This is a genomic window from Streptomyces sp. AHA2 (assembly GCF_036857595.1).
Lineage (GTDB): Bacteria > Actinomycetota > Actinomycetes > Streptomycetales > Streptomycetaceae > Streptomyces.
In genome coordinates, this window is sequence record NZ_JAUQWJ010000001.1 from 486,442 (window position 1) to 503,672 (window position 17,231).

General features: G+C 72.7%; 18 protein-coding genes and 2 pseudogenes. 12 read left to right on the plus strand and 8 right to left on the minus strand.

Annotation, left to right across the window (positions count from 1 at the left end):
• Positions 1-29: 29 nt before the first annotated feature.
• Positions 30-833: a VOC family protein gene (locus Q5694_RS02310; protein WP_333930248.1), complete on the minus strand. Its 804-nt coding sequence runs from the start codon at positions 831-833 to the stop codon at positions 30-32.
• 244 nt (positions 834-1,077) lie between these two features.
• Between Q5694_RS02310 and Q5694_RS02315 the strand changes: the two genes are divergently transcribed.
• Positions 1,078-1,398 (plus strand): ANTAR domain-containing protein, encoded by a 321-nt coding sequence (locus tag Q5694_RS02315; RefSeq protein WP_333930249.1) that lies wholly within the window; start codon positions 1,078-1,080, stop codon positions 1,396-1,398.
• A 32-nt stretch (positions 1,399-1,430) separates the two neighbouring features.
• On the opposite strand, the gene Q5694_RS02320 is transcribed toward Q5694_RS02315, so the two are convergent.
• Positions 1,431-2,222 carry an RNA polymerase sigma factor SigF gene (locus Q5694_RS02320; protein WP_333930250.1) on the minus strand — a complete coding sequence of 264 codons (792 nt, stop codon included), beginning with the start codon at positions 2,220-2,222 and terminating at the stop codon, positions 1,431-1,433.
• Between the two features lie 596 nt (positions 2,223-2,818).
• On the opposite strand from Q5694_RS02320, the gene Q5694_RS02325 reads away from it, so the two are divergent.
• Positions 2,819-3,340, plus strand: a complete 522-nt coding sequence (locus Q5694_RS02325) for a hypothetical protein (protein ID WP_333930251.1) — start codon at positions 2,819-2,821, stop codon at positions 3,338-3,340.
• A gap of 24 nt (positions 3,341-3,364) precedes the next feature.
• Here Q5694_RS02325 and hemC read toward each other — a convergent pair whose 3' ends face one another.
• From hemC to ligD, 3 genes are all read right to left on the minus strand, one after another.
• Positions 3,365-4,300, minus strand: coding sequence for a hydroxymethylbilane synthase (hemC, locus tag Q5694_RS02330; RefSeq protein ID WP_333930252.1), 936 nt, complete (start codon positions 4,298-4,300; stop codon positions 3,365-3,367).
• A 154-nt stretch (positions 4,301-4,454) separates the two neighbouring features.
• Positions 4,455-5,228 (minus strand): NPP1 family protein, encoded by a 774-nt coding sequence (locus tag Q5694_RS02335; protein ID WP_333930253.1) that lies wholly within the window; start codon positions 5,226-5,228, stop codon positions 4,455-4,457.
• Between the two features lie 144 nt (positions 5,229-5,372).
• Positions 5,373-6,353: a non-homologous end-joining DNA ligase gene (gene ligD / locus Q5694_RS02340; RefSeq protein WP_333930564.1), complete on the minus strand. Its 981-nt coding sequence runs from the start codon at positions 6,351-6,353 to the stop codon at positions 5,373-5,375.
• Positions 6,354-6,465: 112 nt separating this feature from the next.
• On the opposite strand from ligD, the pseudogene Q5694_RS02345 reads away from it, so the two are divergent.
• From Q5694_RS02345 to Q5694_RS02375, 7 genes and pseudogenes are all read left to right on the plus strand, one after another.
• Positions 6,466-6,963: pseudogene (locus Q5694_RS02345) on the plus strand (MarR family winged helix-turn-helix transcriptional regulator); the annotation flags it as partial.
• 194 nt (positions 6,964-7,157) lie between these two features.
• Complete coding sequence (locus Q5694_RS02350) at positions 7,158-7,538, plus strand: DoxX family protein (RefSeq protein WP_333930254.1); 381 nt, start codon at positions 7,158-7,160, stop codon at positions 7,536-7,538.
• Positions 7,535-8,002, plus strand: a complete 468-nt coding sequence (locus Q5694_RS02355) for a peroxiredoxin (RefSeq protein WP_333930255.1) — start codon at positions 7,535-7,537, stop codon at positions 8,000-8,002. The genes Q5694_RS02350 and Q5694_RS02355 overlap by 4 nt, the downstream gene beginning before the upstream one ends.
• 78 nt (positions 8,003-8,080) lie before the next feature.
• Positions 8,081-10,423, plus strand: a complete 2,343-nt coding sequence (locus Q5694_RS02360) for a SpoIIE family protein phosphatase (RefSeq protein ID WP_333930256.1) — start codon at positions 8,081-8,083, stop codon at positions 10,421-10,423.
• Positions 10,424-10,472: 49 nt separating this feature from the next.
• Positions 10,473-10,806, plus strand: a pseudogene (locus tag Q5694_RS02365) (hypothetical protein); the annotation flags it as partial.
• Positions 10,807-11,051: 245 nt separating this feature from the next.
• Positions 11,052-11,201 (plus strand): hypothetical protein, encoded by a 150-nt coding sequence (locus Q5694_RS02370; RefSeq protein WP_333930257.1) that lies wholly within the window; start codon positions 11,052-11,054, stop codon positions 11,199-11,201.
• Between the two features lie 288 nt (positions 11,202-11,489).
• Positions 11,490-11,939, plus strand: coding sequence for a spore-associated protein (locus Q5694_RS02375; protein WP_333930258.1), 450 nt, complete (start codon positions 11,490-11,492; stop codon positions 11,937-11,939).
• Positions 11,940-12,338: 399 nt separating this feature from the next.
• Here Q5694_RS02375 and Q5694_RS02380 read toward each other — a convergent pair whose 3' ends face one another.
• Positions 12,339-13,088 carry an SDR family NAD(P)-dependent oxidoreductase gene (locus Q5694_RS02380; protein ID WP_333930259.1) on the minus strand — a complete coding sequence of 250 codons (750 nt, stop codon included), beginning with the start codon at positions 13,086-13,088 and terminating at the stop codon, positions 12,339-12,341.
• Positions 13,089-13,216: 128 nt separating this feature from the next.
• On the opposite strand from Q5694_RS02380, the gene Q5694_RS02385 reads away from it, so the two are divergent.
• Together Q5694_RS02385 and Q5694_RS02390 are read left to right on the plus strand one after the other, a co-directional pair.
• A complete protein-coding gene (locus tag Q5694_RS02385) occupies positions 13,217-13,651 on the plus strand; it encodes an Rrf2 family transcriptional regulator (protein ID WP_333930260.1) in 435 nt (144 codons plus the stop codon).
• A gap of 262 nt (positions 13,652-13,913) precedes the next feature.
• Positions 13,914-14,534 (plus strand): hypothetical protein, encoded by a 621-nt coding sequence (locus Q5694_RS02390; protein WP_333930261.1) that lies wholly within the window; start codon positions 13,914-13,916, stop codon positions 14,532-14,534.
• Positions 14,535-14,808: 274 nt separating this feature from the next.
• On the opposite strand, the gene Q5694_RS02395 is transcribed toward Q5694_RS02390, so the two are convergent.
• Positions 14,809-15,639, minus strand: a complete 831-nt coding sequence (locus Q5694_RS02395; protein ID WP_333930262.1) for an aldo/keto reductase — start codon at positions 15,637-15,639, stop codon at positions 14,809-14,811.
• Between the two features lie 180 nt (positions 15,640-15,819).
• Between Q5694_RS02395 and Q5694_RS02400 the strand changes: the two genes are divergently transcribed.
• Positions 15,820-16,794: a TauD/TfdA dioxygenase family protein gene (locus Q5694_RS02400; RefSeq protein ID WP_333930263.1), complete on the plus strand. Its 975-nt coding sequence runs from the start codon at positions 15,820-15,822 to the stop codon at positions 16,792-16,794.
• Between the two features lie 221 nt (positions 16,795-17,015).
• On the opposite strand, the gene Q5694_RS02405 is transcribed toward Q5694_RS02400, so the two are convergent.
• On the minus strand, positions 17,016-17,210 hold the full coding sequence (locus tag Q5694_RS02405) for a DUF2283 domain-containing protein (protein WP_333930264.1): 195 nt from the start codon (positions 17,208-17,210) through the stop codon (positions 17,016-17,018).
• Positions 17,211-17,231: the final 21 nt, after the last annotated feature.

The following is a 17,231-nucleotide window of genomic DNA, read 5'->3' on the forward strand; positions in this document are numbered from 1 at the left end:
TCCCGCGGGGCCGGCGTCGCGTCCGGGGGTCAGCGCCCGCGCCGCGCCGTGACCGTGAACTGCGCCCCGTCGTGGTCGCGCAGCACCGCCTCGTCACCGCCCTCGGACATGACGCTGCCGCCGTGCAGCTCCGCGGCGCGGGCGCAGGCTCCCACGTCGTCGACATGGAAATGCACCTGCCAGTGAGGGCGGATCGCGGGATCCGGCGCCGCCCCCAGGGCACCCGACTCGATCCGGGCGACGACGTCGCCCCGGCTGCGCAGCACGACCTCGCCGCCCTCGTAGTGGACCTCGCAGCACCCGGGGCTCTGCGACGCCCAGTCCAGGACCTCGCCGTAGAAGATGGCGGCGTCGAAGGCGTCACGGGTGTGCAGGGTGATGAAGGCGGGCTGCGCGTTGCGCCAGGTCTCCCAGTCCGTGAACAGGTCGCCCTCCCAGATGCCGAAGGCCGCCCCGTCGCGGTCCGCCAGCAGCGCGGCCCGCCCGGGCGGCAGGGAGATCGGCCCCACCGCGACCGTGCCCATGCGCTCCTGCACCCGCGCCGCCGCCTCGTCCGCGCTGCGCACCGCGAAGTACGGCGTCCACGCCACGGCCATCTGCCACATGGTCGCCACCCCCGCGATCCCGGCCACCGGCGACCCGTCCGCCAGGGCGATCCGGAACCGGTCGCCCAGCCTGGCCGGCCGCCACCGCCAGCCCAGCACCGCCCCGTAGAACTTCTCGGTCGCCTCCACGTCGCGGCTGGTCAGACTCACCCAGCAGGGAGCGCCGAACACGGAGTGAGAGGAGATGACGCCCTTCGTGCCGGAGGGAGTGGGCATGTCGTCGTTCATGGCAGTCGTGTCCTGATCTCGTCGGCCCGGCAGCCACCGGTGGATGGGCACCAGTGTCCGGCCGCGGCCAGGGGCGGCGCCTGCCGAGTACCCCGGGGGGCGCCCCGAAACGGAACCGGCTGGTCCACCCGGGTGGCACCCGGCGGGCCGGGTGGCGACGATGGACGGGTCGGACACTGCGTCAAGGCACTCAAGCATCCTGTCCGGCCATCCGGACAGCGGCGCACCGGACCCGGAGGTGACCATGCCCACGGACGGGGGCTCGGAGCGGATCCTCCAGTTGCAGGAGGAGGTCCAGCAACTGAAGGAGGCGGTCGTCTCCCACGCCGTCGTGGACCAGGCGATCGGGATGGTCGTGGCGCTCGGCAGGATCTCGCCCGACCAGGGATGGGCCGTGCTGAAGCAGGTCTCCCAGCACACCAACACCAAGCTGCGCAACGTCGCGGAGACGATCCTCACGTGGGGGCGGACCGGCATGATGCCCGATGAGATCCGGGCCGCGCTGGAGGACGCCCTGGACCGCACGGGACCGGTCCAGCTGCCCGGCACGCCGCCGGAGCGGTGATCCGCGCCAGCGGCGTGGTCCCGGGTCCCCGTTCACCTGGCTTCGGACAGCAGTTCCTCGCGCAGGTGGGCGAAGCAGCTGCTGAGCAGCCGTGAGACGTGCATCTGGGAGATGCCGAGCTGCTCCGCGATGCGGCTCTGCGTCATGCCCTTGAAGAACCGCAGGTACAGGATGACCCGCTCCCGCTCGGGCAGGGCCTCCAGGCAGGGCCGGACGGCCACGCGGTCGACCACGATGTCGAAGGCCGGGTCGGGCCCGCCGATCGCGTCCCCGAGGGCGTAGCCGTCGGTGCCGGGCATCTCCGCCTCCAGCGACAGGGCGGAGAAGCACTCCAGCGCCTCCATCCCGGTCCGCACCTCACCCTCCGTGAGCTGGGCGTACTCCGCGATCTCGGCCAGGGTGGGGGAGCGGCCCGAGGTGCTCTGGGACAGCTCCTTGACGGCGTGCCGCACGCGGTTGCGCAGGTCCTGGACCCGCCGGGGCACGTGCAGCGTCCACATGTGATCGCGGAAGTGGCGCTTGATCTCGCCGGTGACCGTGGGCACCGCGTAGGCCTCGAAGGCGTTGCCGCGGGCCGGGTCGTAGTGGTCGACGGCCTTGACCAGGCCCAGGGCGGCGACCTGGTAGAGGTCCTCCAGGGCCTCGCCGCGGCCACGGAAGCGGACGGCGATCCGCTCGGCCATGGGCAGCCACGCCTCGACCAGCTCGTCGCGCAGGGCCTTGCGCTCGGGCCCCTCGGGCAGTCGCGCCAGCCGCCGGAACGCCTCGGCGGTGTCGGGGGCGTCGTCATGCGGGTGCGTTCGGGTGCTGCCGGCGATACGCATGGTGCGCACCTCCCTGAGCAGGTCCGGAAGGAACGGACATCGTGGGAAGCGCGGACTCGGACCTCACGGAGCACCCGGGGCCCGGCAGGCCGGCTCCCGCGGACGTGCCTCCTGTCCGAAGCACTTCACCGCCCGCGGCCGGGCAGTGACAACGAAGCAATTCCGACGATACGACATTCGGGGCATTCCGGCCCTGCCGCTGTGAAGTCTTTGCCGTTCGCCGCCGGAGCGCGTCACCGTGTCGGCCGGGCCGCGTCACCGTGTCGCCGGAGCCGCGTCACCGTGCCGCCCGAGCGGCGTCGCGGTGCCGCCGGCCGGCCCGGTGGCCGATTTCATGGCGCCGCTCGCCGCCGCCGCGGCGGCGCCCGGCCGCCCCGGCCCCACCGGGTCGCCCGGCCCGTTGATCTTCACTCGTGGAAGTGATGTGCGGCACGCGCGGGAAAGCGCTTCCTCGCGCCGCTCGCGGATAACCGCTGGGCACGGCTTGATCATCGGTCAGAGGGGGTGAACTGCCTGGCCACAGCGCATTCTGCTCATTTGACAGTGCGCTCGGGCCACAGATAGGAAGCAGCTTCCAGAGGTCGAGAGGGTGCAGCGTGTACGAGCCGAACGTGGTCGGGGACTGGCAGGAGTACGAGGAGCATGCCGGTCTGCGCGTCCGCGTCCACGGTCTGGAACCGGCCGAACCGCCCCGGGGCAGGGACGACGCCGCCGACGGGCTCACCTACTTCCGCCTGCGCGTGACGGTCGAGAACCGCGGCAGCCGGCACCTCGGCATCCACCTGGAGGACGGCCAGATCGACGTGCGCATCGGCCCGGACGGCGAGAGCGCCTTCATCGACTGGCGCAACTCCCAGTTCATCGAGGGCTTCGACGTCTACCCCCTGCGCCGGGTCACGGCCGTGCTGTACGCGGCCGGGGCCGAGGAGTCCCTTGGCCTGGTGGACGTGCAGGTGCAGTTGCGCGTCGAGGAGGAGTGGACGAGCCGCCGCCTGTGGTCGGGCGGCATCGGGGTGCACGAGATCTCCTCCGGGGCCCCGCAGGGCCAGGTGCGCGACAGCCTGGCCCACCAGGTGAGCGTCTTCCTGCGGGACCAGGCGGAGGAGGGCACCGCCTGATCCGGCGTCAGGGAGCCGCCGCGGTCAGTGCGGGATGCCGTCGATGATCTCGCGGGCCCCCTGGCGCAGCAGCGCCACGGCGACCGAGGTGCCGAGCGTGGCCGGGTCGAGTCGGCCCGCCCACTCGTGCGCGTTCAGCCGTGTCTTGCCGTCCGGGGTGAACACGCAGGCGCGCAGGGAGAGTTCGCCGCTGCGGTCGACTCGCGCGAACCCGGCGATGGGGCTGTTGCAGTGCCCCTGCAGCACGTGCAGGAACATGCGCTCGGCGGTCGTCTCCCGGTAGGTGTCCGGGTCGCCGAGACCGCTCACCGCGTCGATCAGTTCGGCGTCGTCCTCGCGGCACTGCAGGGCCAGGACACCCGCGCCGATGGGGGGCATCATCGTCTCGGTCGAGAGGATCTCGGTGATCACGTCCGTCCGGCCGATGCGCTCCAGACCGGCGGCCGCGAGCAGCAGGGCGTCGGCCTCGCCGGCCGCCAGCTTCGCCAGCCGCCGGTTGGCGTTGCCGCGGAAGGGCACGCACTCCAGGTGGGGGTGCGTGGCCGCCAGTTGCGCGACCCGGCGCACCGAGGAGGTGCCGACGCGCGTGCCCGCGGGAAGTTCGTCCAGGGTGAGACCGCCCGGGTGGATCAGCGCGTCGCGGATGTCGTCCCGCTTGAGGAACGCGGCGAACACCGTGCCCGCCGGGAGCGGACGGTCGGCGGGCACGTCCTTCACGCAGTGCACCGCGAGGTCGGCCTCCCCGGCCAGCAGCGCCGCGTCGACCTCCTTGGTGAAGGCGCCCTTGCCCTCCACCTGGGACAGGTCGCCCAGCCACTTGTCCCCGGTGGTCTTCACCGGGACGACCTCGGTGCGCACCGACGGGTGGGCGGCGGCCAGTTCTCGCCGGACACGCTCCACCTGGGCCAGTGCCATGGGGGAGTCGCGGGAGACGATGCGGATCAGTTCGGGCACGGACATGCGCCACACGATAGACCCTCCCGGTGGAGCGGAGGTCGCGTACCTCCCCCGACTGCCGGGCGGCGCACGTCAGTTCGGGAAGCCCGGCCGTCCGTTCCCCCGCCGGCCGGGACGGTCCGGCCGCAGGCGCGGGCCGCCGGCCGGACCGGCCGGGTCACGCGTAGGGGTCGAAGGGGATGCCCGAGGGCTTCGCCTTGGCCAGGTGGCTCTCGAAACTGCCGTCCTTCAGGCCGAAGTGGGCGCTGCCGAAGTCGTGCGAGGACAGCTTGTCGCGCACCCCGGCCGGGTAGCCGTTCCAGCCGACCAGGGGCGGGTACTGCCAGGTCCCCCTGTGGTTCTCCGGCGGTTCGTCGCCCGAACCGGCGAGGCGGAAGCAGTGGGTGCCGATCCCGTCCTTGTGGTAGACGATCTTGGGATGCGTGCCGTCGAAGCGGACCTGCGAGGCAGCGTGCACGTCGAACTCGCCGTGGGCGGACGTCGAGACGTACTCGACCTGGTCGTCCTGCACGAACACCGCGACGTGCTCGAAGTCGTGCCGGTGACCTCCGAGGCCGACGCCGGGCAGGGCCTGGTCCTTCTCGAAGTAGAGGGCGTACAGGACGGCGCACCAGCCGTTGTTGCACTTGGAGCGCGCGTAGCCGTTGGTGTTGCCGAGGTCGGAGGCGTCGCGGCAGTCGCCGTTGAGCGCCCCGGTCGGCTTGAGCCCGCTGTTCACGCTGCCGTCGGGGCCGATCGCGGCCGAGGAGTAGCAGCCGTCGGTGTCGTAGTCGTACGCCGGCTGGTACGTCCGCTCCAGCGGCTCGGCGGCGGCCGGCAGAGCGGGCGGCGGGGCGGCGAAGGCGGTCCCGGGGAGGGCGAGCACGAGGGCGGCGGCACCGGCCGCCCCGGTGAGCCATCTCCTGCGGCGGGTGTACGGGCGTGACGACACTGCGTCCTCCTCGGGATCCGGGCGCAGCCCAACGGCTGTGGAGGGAAGGGGAGTTCAGCTTCCTGGTTGAACGCGTGCATGCCAAGAGGGGTGGAGGATCCCGAGGGTGAAGGGCAGGTCAACAGTCGGCGTCCGGACGCCGGTTCAGGCCGGGTCGTCCGGGATGTCGGCGGCCGATTCCTCGGGGGCGAGGTCCGGACGCAGCCGCAGCCAGGACGGCTGGCGCAGCAGCCCCTCCCGGGTCCGGGTGCTGTAGCGGACCTCTCCGACCAGCCGGGGCACGACCCAGTGCGCGCCCGGCGCCCGGGGGGCCGGGTCGAAGGGGCAGGTGCCGGTGGCGGCGGCCGCCAGCAGTCCGGCCAGCTCCCTGCGCTCGGCCTCGCTCCAGCCGGTGCCCACACTGCCGACGTAGCGCAGCCGTCCGCCCGCGCGCTGCCCCACGAGCACCGCGCCGGGCAGCCCGGTGAGCCGGCCCTTGCCGGGCTGCCAGCCCCCCACCAGGACGTCCTCGGTGCGCATGTTGCGGATCTTGATCCACGCACGCGAGCGCACGCCCGGCTCGTACACCGAGTCCAGCCGCTTGCAGACCAGGCCCTCCAGGCCGTGTTCCCGGGTGGCGCGCAGCGCCTCGGCACCGTGGCCGACGAGCGCGGCCGGGGTCGACCAGGAGGGTCCGGCGAGGCCGAGGTCCTCCAGTGCCGAACGGCGGCGGGTGTAGGGCAGCCGCAGCAGGGACTCGCCGGCCAGGTGCATCACGTCGAACAGCACGAGGTGGGCCGGGACCTCCGCCGCCCGCCGCGCCGCCCGGGCGGGTGCGTGTGCCAGGCCCATGCGGGACTGCAGCAACTGGAAGCTCGCCCGGCCCTCGGCGTCCAGGGCCAGGATCTCACCGTCGAGGACGGCGGGGGTGGCGCCGAGGGCGCTGCCCAGCGGGTGCAGCTCGGGGTAGGCGGCCGTGATGTCGTCGCCGGAGCGGGCGCGCAGTACCACGCTGCCGTCCCCGGGCAGATAGACCACCACGCGCTGGCCGTCCTGCTTGGTCTCGTACGCCCAGCGCGCGTCCTGCGCGGCGGGGGGCAGGGAGCCGGAGGTGGCGAGCATGGGCGGGATCAGCGGCAGACTCACGGGTGAGATGTCGACGCGCCGGGGTGCGGTCACGCGCGTTGCCCGCGCCTTTCCCCTGAACGGCGCCGCCCGGAGTCGCTTGAGTTACGCAACGCTATGGTGCCGTGGACTCATGCCCACCCCACCGCCCCCCGACGGTCCCTCGGAGGTGACCGGGATCGAGTGTGCGCTGACGCGGGTCACCTACCTGAGCACGCGGGCCCGTCGGCACGGGCGGCTGAAGGCCCTCGCCGGCGTGCCCCTGGACCGGGCCGCCCTCGCGCTGCTGCGCCAGATCGCCGACGCCGAACCGCTGCGCCCCGGGTGAGCCGGCCGCCCGGCTGGGCGAGGAGGCCTCGCACGTCACGCGCACGGTGCAGCAACTGCAAAGGTCCGGGTACGTCACGCGCGTCCCCGACCCCGACGACCGCCGCGCCCAGCGCATCGAACTCACCGACGCCGGCCGGGAGGCCGTCGCCGGGGTGCGCGACGCGGGAGTGCGCGCCATGCAGCCGGCGCCGGCCGACTGGTCCCCGCAGGAGCTGAGGCAGCTCGCCACGCTCTTCCACCGCATGGTCGACGACTCCTCGCGCACGCTGCCGACGAGGAATCCCGGCCCCGGCGGGCCCCGGCGCCCCCACCTGAAGCCCGCGGACACCCGCCCTTCGGCTCGCCGGCTGGTCCTCCGCGAGCGCCTTCCCCGATGCCGTCCGGCGGTCCCCCGGGTGACACCCCCCGGAGCCCGTCACGGCACGGCGGACACCGGGCGGCATGCCGTTCCTACCGTCGAGTAATATCGCGCGGCAGGTCATCAGAGGAGGAACCGTGTCCCGGTCCGAACGCTCGCCCCTGCTGCTCGCCGGCCTGCTGGCCACCGCGGGCATCGCCCACTTCGCCGCCCCCCGCCCGTTCGACGCGACCATTCCCGCCGCCCTGCCCGGCCCGCCCCGCACCTGGACCTACGCCAGCGGCGTCGCCGAACTCGCGCTCGCCGCCGGTCTGGCACTGCCCCGCACCCGCAGGACGGCGGCACTGGCCACCGCGGCGTTCTTCGTCGGTGTCTTCCCCGCCAACGTCAAGATGGCCGCCGACTGGCGTCACCGCCCCGCCCGCCAGAAGGCCGCCGCCTTCGGGCGCCTGCCGCTCCAGGTGCCCCTGGTGCTGTGGGCGCGCGGCGTCGCCCGGAACGCCGGGGGCCGGTCGTGAGCCCCCGCGTGGACGTGGGGGACGCGGTCGAGGACTTCTCACTGCCCGACGAGACCGGCACCGTCCGCAGCCTGTCCGGGCTGCTGGCCGAGGGCCCGGTCGCGCTGTTCTTCTACCCGGCCGCCCTGACGCCCGGCTGCACCGCCCAGGCCTGCCGCTTCCGTGACCTCGCGGCCGAGTTCGCCGCCGTCGGGGCACGGCCCGTCGGCGTCAGCGCGGACGGCGTCGAACGGCAGGCCGAGTTCACCGGACGGCACGGTCTCGGCATGCCCCTGCTGTCCGACACCGACGGCACGGTCCGCGAGCGGTTCGGCGTGAAGCGCGGTTTCTCCCTCGCCCCCACCAGGCGCACCACGTTCGTCATCGCTCAGGACCGCACCGTCCTGGACGTCGTCCGCAGCGAACTGCGCATGAACGCCCACGCCGACCGGGCGCTCGCCGTGCTCCGCGCCCACCGGGCCTGACACCGCCCCCTCGGCCGCCTCGCACACGTGCGCCGTCCCGCGGTTGAGGCGGGGCGGCAAAGGGTCAATCCTGGACGAATGGAGGACTCCTCCGCTGCTGCGACCATCGACGCCCGGGGCGTCGTGACGGGGTGGAGCGAGGGCGCCCGGCAGCTGACCGGACACCCCGCCGCCGAGGTCGTGGGCCGGTCCGTACGGGACCTGCTCGCCGAGGACGTCGCCCCCGAGGCGGTGTCCGCCCGCTCGGGCACCGTCATGATCCGCCACCGCGACGGCTACCTCGTCGGCGTCCGGGTCAGGGTGTGCGCCGTGGCCGGCGGAGACGGGCGACCGGACGGATACGTGATCACCGCCGCGCCGCCCGGCCGCGCCGAGACCTCCCTCGCGGGCCGCGCCTTCCAGCAGGCGTCCGTGGCGATGTCGGTCTTCGACACCGGCCAGCGCTATCTGCGCCTCAACGACGCCGCCTGCCAGGTGATGGGGGTGTCCGAGGAGACCCTGCTCGGCCGGCACTTCCCTGAGACGGTGGAGGAGGCCGAACACAGCCGCGGGTTCGACCGCCACCTGCGGCACGTCGTGGAGACCGGCCGGCCGCTGCGCTACGAGAGCTACACCGGCGCTCCCGCGCTGAACCGGGAGCACGCCTGGGTCACCGAGATGTGGCCGGTCCGGGACGCCGACGGGGGCCTGGTGGGCACCGCCCTCGCCGCGTTCGACAGCACCGAGCACTACTGGGCCCGGCAGCGGCTCGCCCTGCTGAACGAGGCGGCGGCGGCCATCGGCACCACCCTGGACGTGGTCCGCACGGCCGAGGAACTCGTCGGCGTCGTCGTGCCCCGGTTCGCCGACTTCGCGAGCGTGGACCTGTTCGACTGGGTCCTCGGCGGGCAGGAGGCGCCGGCCGCCCCGGCCCAGGAGGTCGCCCTGCGGCGCGTCGCCCACGGGTCGGTCAGCGAGGGCACCCCGGAGGCGGCCGTGCACCTGGGCGACGTGGACGTCTACCCCGCGTTCTCGCCGATCGCCCGGGCCATGCGCGAGAGCCGGGCCGTCGTCAGCCAGGCGGGGGAACCGGCCTTCATGCGCTGGGTCGCCGAGCGCGACAGCCGTTCGCCGCGGGGACGCCCGTACCGCAAGGGCGCCCACTCGATGATGGCCGTACCGCTGCGCGCCCGCGGCACCACCCTCGGCGTCGCCGTGGCGGTCCGCGTGGCACAGCCGGACGACTACGGCGACGACGACGCCGTGTTCGCCGAGGAGCTCGCCAGCCGGGCGGCGGTCTGTGTGGACAACGCCCGGCGCTTCGCCCGGGAGCGCGGCACCGCCCTCGCCCTCCAGCACAGCCTCCTGCCGCGCGGGATGCCCGGCCAGGCCGCCGTCGAGGCCGCCCACCGCTATCTGCCCTCGGGTTCGGCGGCCGGCATCGGCGGTGACTGGTTCGACGTCATCCCCTTGTCCGGCAGCCGCGTCGCACTGGTCGTCGGGGACGTCGTCGGGCACGGCATCCCCTCCTCGGCGACCATGGGCCGGCTGGTCACGGCCGTACGCACCCTGGCCGACGTGGACCTGCCCCCGGACGAGCTGCTGACCCACCTGGACGACCTGGTCACGCACCTGGCCTCGGACGACCTCGCGGACGAGGTCGCCGAAGTGGGGGCGACCTGCCTGTACGCCGTCTACGACCCGGTCGCCCGCCGCCTCGCCCTGGCCGCCGCCGGGCACCCCGCCCCCGCCCTGGTGCTGCCCGACGGGTCCGCCCGGCTGATCCCGATGAGCGCCGGGCCCCCGCTGGGCGTCGGAGGGCTGCCGTTCGAGGCGACGGAACTCCAGCTGCCGGAAGGCTCCCTGGTCGCCCTCTACACCGACGGGCTCGTCGACGGCCGCGACCGCGACGTCGACCACGCCACCGACGAGCTGTGCCGCACCCTGACCGTGCCCGCCGACTCGCTGGACGCCCTGTGCGACTCGGTGCTGAAGGCCGTCCTGCCGGAGGAGCCCTCCGACGACGTGGCCCTGCTGCTGGCCCGCACCCGGGCGCTGGGCGCCGACCAGGTCGCCACCTGGGACATCACCCCGGACCCCGCGCAGGTGGCCGTCATCCGCCAGGCCGCCACCGACCTGCTCACCGCGTGGGGCCTGGACGAGACGGCCTTCGTCACCGAACTCGTCGTCAGCGAGCTGGTCACCAACGCCATCCGCTACGGGGCCCCGCCGGTGCAGCTCCGGCTGATCCGCGACCGTACCCTCATCTGCGAGGTCTCCGACGGCAGTTCCACCTCCCCGCACCTGCGGCGGGCGCACCAGGACGACGAAGGCGGGCGGGGGCTGCTGCTGGTCGCCCAGCTCACCCAGCGCTGGGGCAGCCGGCAGACCAGCCGGGGCAAGACCATCTGGTGCGAGCAGTCCCTCACGCCGCTGTTCTGAGCCCGACGCCGACCCGGCCCGGGACGGCGGTTCTCCTGCTTCAGCGCGGTTTCAGTTGTGCTGGGCCACCACATGGATGGACGACGCCAACCGGTGGATCGCCCCGGTCCCCGGCCTTCCGGAACTTCCCTTCGTGGACTTCGGCGACGTCCTGCCCCAACACGCCCTGACGGAGTCCACTGGACAACCGGGCCGCTGGTGGACTACGCGGACGGCCGCCCCTTCGCCTGCGTGGACGGCGAGCAGAGCGAACGGGATCAGGCCGACGTGACCGCCCCCACCACCAAGGTCCCGGGCTCCTGCACCACGTCAACCCGCGGATCGGCCTTTCGGTACAGCCCTTGGCTTCAGTCCCACCACCGATCGCGGCACCGCCGACATAGCCCTCCTGCCACGTAACCCCGGTCGATGGCTGTGGCCGTCTTTCAAGTGACGTTCGCGGCCTTCGAAGCCATGCCTACCCCGCCGCCGACTGCGCTGAAGATGCCCGTTGCCTGTGACCTGAACTGCCGAATCGCCTTATCCCTTTGGACGTGCGCGACGTCCCGGCGCCCAGTTCGCCGGTGATTCGCAGTGCGGGATCCTTACGGGACAGCCCTCGTCGTCTGCAAACAAGAAGGGTGAGAACGTGGAGAACCTGCATCTAGCCGCAGAAGACGGCAGCAACTTCTGGCCCACCGGCGTCATCATGGTCGTCGTCATCACCGTCATTGTGGTGCTGATCAGTAAGTGGCGAAGCCACAACGCCAAGGAGGGAGACGGAGGGCCGGGGAAGTAGAAGCCGGCGAACAGGATCTGCCCGACAAGCAATGACCGGGACGACCGGGCCGGTGTGGGTGTCGGTGCCGTCTGCCGGGACGGTCACCCGTCACCCCCCGTCGCAGGAGCCGCTCGCCGAGCGGGTGCGGCGTCCCCGCTTGCTCCCGCCGATGGTCGTGCGCTCACCGGCGGGCGGGGTGGTAAGGCGGCGCGGTCACATTTTTCCCAGACAAGGCACAACCGTTCCACGGTCCTGCATGTCACACCTTGCAGGAGTGACCAACTCCAATGACCACAAGGGGGAAACATGAGATTCGCTCGTTCTGCCCTGAGTGCCGCTGCATTGACCGCTCTGGCCCTGGGGACCACGACCGCGCTGGCGGCGCCCGCCTCCGCCGTACCCAACACGACGCCGCAGAAGGTGTGCGGCAGCGCCTACAGAACCGTGAACTCGGCCGCCATCGGCTCGCTGGGTACCGTCTACCTGACGTACAACGCCTCGAACGGCGAGAACTGCGTCGTGACCATCCGCAACAGTCCGGGCGCTGCCGTGGACATGGCCCTGTGGATCGAGGTTCCCGACACCTCGGAGCGAGGCGAGGACTACGGCCGGTACACGTCGTACGCGGGACCGGCCTACGTGTACGGCAAGGGCCACTGCGTCGACTGGGGCGGCGGCATCAGCAACGTGCACGTGCAGGTGCACAACTCCAACTGTGGCGCACGTAAGGAGCACCGGGTCACCGAGGTCCGCTGAGCCCCGGCGGTCTGTGCTGTCGTGCGGTCGTCGGGGAGAGGACGTACGCCTCGACGACCGCATCAGGGCCGCAGTGGTCCGGCTTGTCCCGGCAGACCCGGGGATGTCGTCACTGCGGGGCCGCGCCTGCCGGCCACCGCCTGGCGGGCACGCCGCTGCGCGCCACCGAGGACGAAGCCCGTGTCCCAGCCGGTGTGTCGAAGGGCCGGGGCCTGGCCGCGCTCGGTCTCAAGAACGGGGACGTGGTGACCGAGCGGCAGTGCGGCAGATCAGCGCCTGGATGCAGCGGGGTCGCAGCTCACGCGCACAGCCTTCGAGTCGTACGCCTCGTCGCGGGTCGTCGGCCGTGCGCGCCCCGAAGGCGTGATGTCCCTCGGGGCGCGCGGCAGGGGTTCGGGTTCAGGCGTTGTAGCCGCCGTGGGCGTCCAGCACTGCGCCCGTGACGTACGACGCGGCGGGGCTCGCCAGGAAGGCGATCGCAGCGGCGATTTCGTCGGGGTGTCCCATGCGTTGCAGAGACAGCGAACTCACCAGGGCATTGAGGGTCTCGGGGTCCGGCGGTTGCATGCCGCCCTCCATCAGTCCGGCCTCCACGACGTTGGCCGTGATGTTCCGGGGTCCGAGGTCGCGTGCGGCGCCCATGGTGTACCTCTCGATCCCGGACTTGGTCGCCGCGTAGTCGGCGAGGCCGGGAGCGCCGACCCGGGAGCCCAGTCCGGAACTCACCGTGATGATGCGACCGCCCTCGCGCAGCACTCGGGCGGCGGCCCGGATGACGGCGATCACGCCGAGGTAGTTGGTGGCGTGCATCCGGTCCAGTGCGGCGGTGTCGGCGTCCGGGTCGTCCACCGTGCCGGCCACGGAGATCGCCGCGTTGTTGACGAGAATGTCCAGGCCGCCGAAGTGCGCGACCACGTCGTCGATCAGAGCCGGCGCCCGGCTCGTGTCCGCCTGGTCGGACTGGAAGGCGACGGCCTTCGCTCCCTTGCCCTGCACCTCGTCGACCACGGCCTGCGCCTGCTCCTCGGAGCTGACGTAGGTGAAGGCGACGTCGGCGCCCTGCTCGGCCAGCAGCCGTACGGTCGCGGCTCCCAGTCCGCGCGACCCCCCGGTGACCAAGGCGACCTTGCCCGTGAGTGGCTTGCTCATTCTTCTCACTCTCGTTGATTGACCCTTCCGGCAGTCGCAACATTAATTGTTACGACATGCTGTTGCAACTTTCACTGTTACGACCGCACCGTCGTAACATGAAGCGTTGCGGCCGAGAGGAGGGCTCCGTGAGTGCCAACAGCAGGTTGACCATTGCCGCCCACGCGCTGGCCTGGATCGGTCTCTATCAGCGCCAGGGCCACGAGGTCGCCACTTCCGAGCAGATCGCGACCAGCGCGAACACCAACCCCGTGGTGATCCGGCGGCTGCTCGGCGAGCTGCGCAGGGCCGGACTCGTGGAGTCCCGGCGAGGTGTGGGCGCGGGCTGGTCGCTGGCGCGCGAGCTGGAGTCGATGACCCTGCTCGACGTGTACGAGGCAGTGGAACCCGGTCCGCTGTTCGCGATGCACCGCGCCACCCCGGACCAGGGATGCGTGGTGGGTTACGGCATCCAGCCGGCGATGCAGAGCATCTACGCGGACATCGAGGAGACCCTGAGGCAGGAGCTGGCCCGCGTCACGCTCGAGAACGTACTCCGGGACGTACTCGCGGCACCTCGCTAGCCTCCCCGCTACGCCTTGACATCACCATCTTCTCCAGCCGGTCCTTGGTCGCGGCCGAGGCCGGCGCGTGGCCCTCGGACTCCGGACGGTCGCGGACGGCCCGCCGCACGATCGCCCACGCGCCCTGTTCCGCGTGGCCGGCGCTCAGCAGCTCCAGCCAGCCGGCGTGGATCTCCGGGAAGGATTCGTGTACGACCTGCGTGCCTGAGGTGAGCCCCGGCGGGGTGGAACCGGGCGCTCGGGGTCGCACGTCCCCTCGCACATGCTGAGCCTCCTGGGATCACTCTTCGCCGTCGCACCCGCCGTCGTCTGGATGACGATCGCCCGTACCCGCCCCGTCGGCTTCGCGGTCGGCGGCGCGCTGCTCGCCGGTGCCAGTCTGCTGATCAGTGTCCAGCAGGGCTGGATCGACGCCCCCGGACCCGACGCCCATCTCGTGTTCACAGCCCTCGCGCCCCTGCTCATCGCGTGCGGCGCGGGATTGGAAGGACGGCACGGGAACCTTCCTCCCCCGCAATGGGTCTCCCGCCGCAACGGAGCGATCGGCTTCCTGGGGGTGCAGTTCGCCCTCACCCTCGTGGTCGGTCTCCTGTACGCGCTGATGATCGGCGAAGGCTCGGATGCCCCGCCGTCCAAGGCCCTCCCCTCATTGCCGCCAGGCATCACCATGATCGAGGAAGGCACGAGCTGCGGTTCCGGCGGCTGCTGGCGCGCCGCGACAGTCATCAGCGAGAACGGCCTGGGCGGCCCGGAGATCATCCGCGAACTGGGTCTCCAGCAGGAGAAGTGCCGGTCCAGCGGCTGGCTGCTCGACTGGCGGGACGTGTGCGTCGGAGCCAGGCAGAACGGTGAGAACGTCATCGTCTACGCCGGCTGGGGATGACAGCCCGATCCGGCCATGGTGGTCATGAGCGAGGATCTGTGACAAGCCGCGTGGGCGGCCCGCCGCAGCGGCCCCACCGAGGTCGAGCACGTCCTGGTCTCCGACAGCGAACCGGTCGCACGCCACCACCCCCGTCGGCCACCCCGGACACACCATGCCGAAGACCAAGCGGAAGCACTGGACCGTGCAGCACATCCCCGACCGACCGGAGCGGCCGGACGGTGGGGCGGCCGGCCACGTGCGGCCCCCTCCTGCCCGGCCCGCCACGGCACCGTCAGAACTCCTCGTGCACCTCGGGGTCCCCGCCGACCCGCCGGTGCGCCCGGTCGGCGACGGCGGCCATCTCGTCCGCACTCAGCTCGAAGCCGAACACGTCCAGGTTGGCGCGCTGCCGCTCGGGGTTCGCGGACTTCGGTATGGGCACCGCGCCCAGCTGGACGTGCCAGCGCAGCACCACCTGCCCGGGCGTCACCCCGTGCGCCCCGGCGATCCGGGCCAGGGCCGGGTCCTGCAGCAGGGACGTCCCGCGGCCGAGCGGGCTCCAGCTCTCCGTGACGATGTTCCGTGCCGCGTGGAAGGCGCGCAGTTCGTCCTGCGGCAGGAACGGGTGCAGCTCGATCTGGTTCACCGAGGGCAGGACGCCCGTCTCCTGCTCCAGCCGCTCGATGTGCGCGGGCGTGAAGTTCGAGACGCCGATCGACCGCACGAGCCCCTCGTCGCGCAGCTCGACCATCGCCTTCCAGGAGTCGACGTACCGGTCCTGGCGCGGCAGCGGCCAGTGGATCAGGTACAGGTCGACGTACTCCAGGCCGAGACGGGTCCGGGACTCCTCGAAGGAGGCGAGGGTCTCCTCGTAGCCGTGGTGGCGCCCCGGGAGCTTCGTCGTCACGACGATCTCCTCGCGCGGCACCACCCCGGACGCCACGGCCCGGCCCACCCCCGTCTCGTTGCGGTAGTTCGTCGCCGTGTCGATCAGGCGGTAGCCCGCCTCCAGGGCCGAGACCACCGCGGCCTGGGCCTCGTCGTCGCCGAGCGGCCAGGTGCCCAGGCCCACCGCGGGCAGCGCCGTGCCGTCGTCGAGCGTGTGCGTCGGGATGCTGATCACCGTCGGACCTTCCCGTTGACTGCGTCGTCCTTCCAGCGTCGCGGACGGGGTGCGCGGTGATCAACCCGGGGGCCGGAACCCGGGGGACGGGCGTGCTCACGAGGCATGGTCGCCCTGCGCCCGGATCGCTGTCACGATCTTCGGGAAGGAAGGACCACGCCCACGACCAGCGGAGCGCTCATGACGACGGACAGCCGGACGGCGGACCAGGCGGCGAGGGAGGCCGGGATCGAGGTGAGGCCGGTCGCCGGCCACATCGGGGCCGAGATCGGCGGAGTGGACCTGGCCGCCGATCCGGACGACGCGGTGGTCGCCGCGATCAGGGCGGCGCTGCTGCGCTGGAAGGTGGTGTTCTTCCGCGGGCAGCGCCTCGACCACGCCGGGCACGTGGCCTTCGCACGGCGGTTCGGTGAGCCGGTGGTGCTGCCGCGGCGCGGCAAGGCCTCGCCACCGGACGTCCCCGAGATCGAGACGACCGCCGACCGGCTGGAACTGGGCGGGCGGTACGGCATGGAGCACGACGAGTGGCTGCGGCGACGGCGCCACACGCTGCTGCGCGGCTGGCACTGCGACCACGGCGCCCGCATCGACCCGCCCGCCGCGACGATCCTGCGGGCGGAGACCGTCCCGCCCTACGGCGGCGACACCACCTGGGCGAACCTGGCGGCGGCGTACGCCGGACTCTCCGCGCCGCTGCGCGAGTTCGCCGACCGGCTGCGGGCCGAGCACCGGCTCGGCGTCGGCTACCAGCCCCGGCCCGGTGACGACGCCTACGTCCGCCACCTGCTGGAGCACCAGGTCGCCTCGCTGCACCCCCTGGTGCGGGTCCACCCCGAGACGGGCGAGCGGATCCTGTACGTCAACGGCTACTACGTCGAGCAGATCGACGGCCTGTCCCGTCCCGAGAGCGCGGCCATCCTGGAGTTGCTGCTGGAGCACGCGGTCCGGCCCGAGTACACGGTCCGCTTCCGCTGGGAACCGGGCAGCGTGGCGTTCTGGGACAACCGCGCCACGATGCACCTGGCGCCCGGGGACACGGCCCACCTGGACCATCCGCGGATCATGCACCGGGTGATGCTCACCGGTGACGTCCCCGTCGGCCCCGACGGCCGTCCCTCGCAACCCCTCACGGGGACGGCCGAGGGCCGCTGGTGAGTGCCGGGGCGAAGGCGCCGCCGCCGCTCCCGTAGTCCCGAACGGCCCGCCGGAACATCCCGGCGGGCCCTTCCCGGTCACCGCCCGACGCGGTCGGCCGTCCCCGACCAGCCCTCGGGGTCCTCCATGCTCCGCACCAGCCCCGGACTGATCCGCCCGATGCCTGCCGGTGTCGTGTTCCCCGGCCGGGAACTCGGCGTGCGGCCACCGTTGAGTGGGCTTCAGCTCGCCGAGGACCGTTCCAGCCCCTCCTGCGGCAGCGCCCCGCCGGCGCCGATCACCTCGATGCCGAGCAGCCGCCCCGCGGCGTCCACGTCGAGGAACACCTCGGCGTCCGTCCCGACCCCCTCGACCGGAATCCGCCGGACGGCGGCGCCGTCCGCGACCGGCGCTCGAGCCTCCTGATCCGCCGACATGCCCTTCGCCCACTCCCCGCA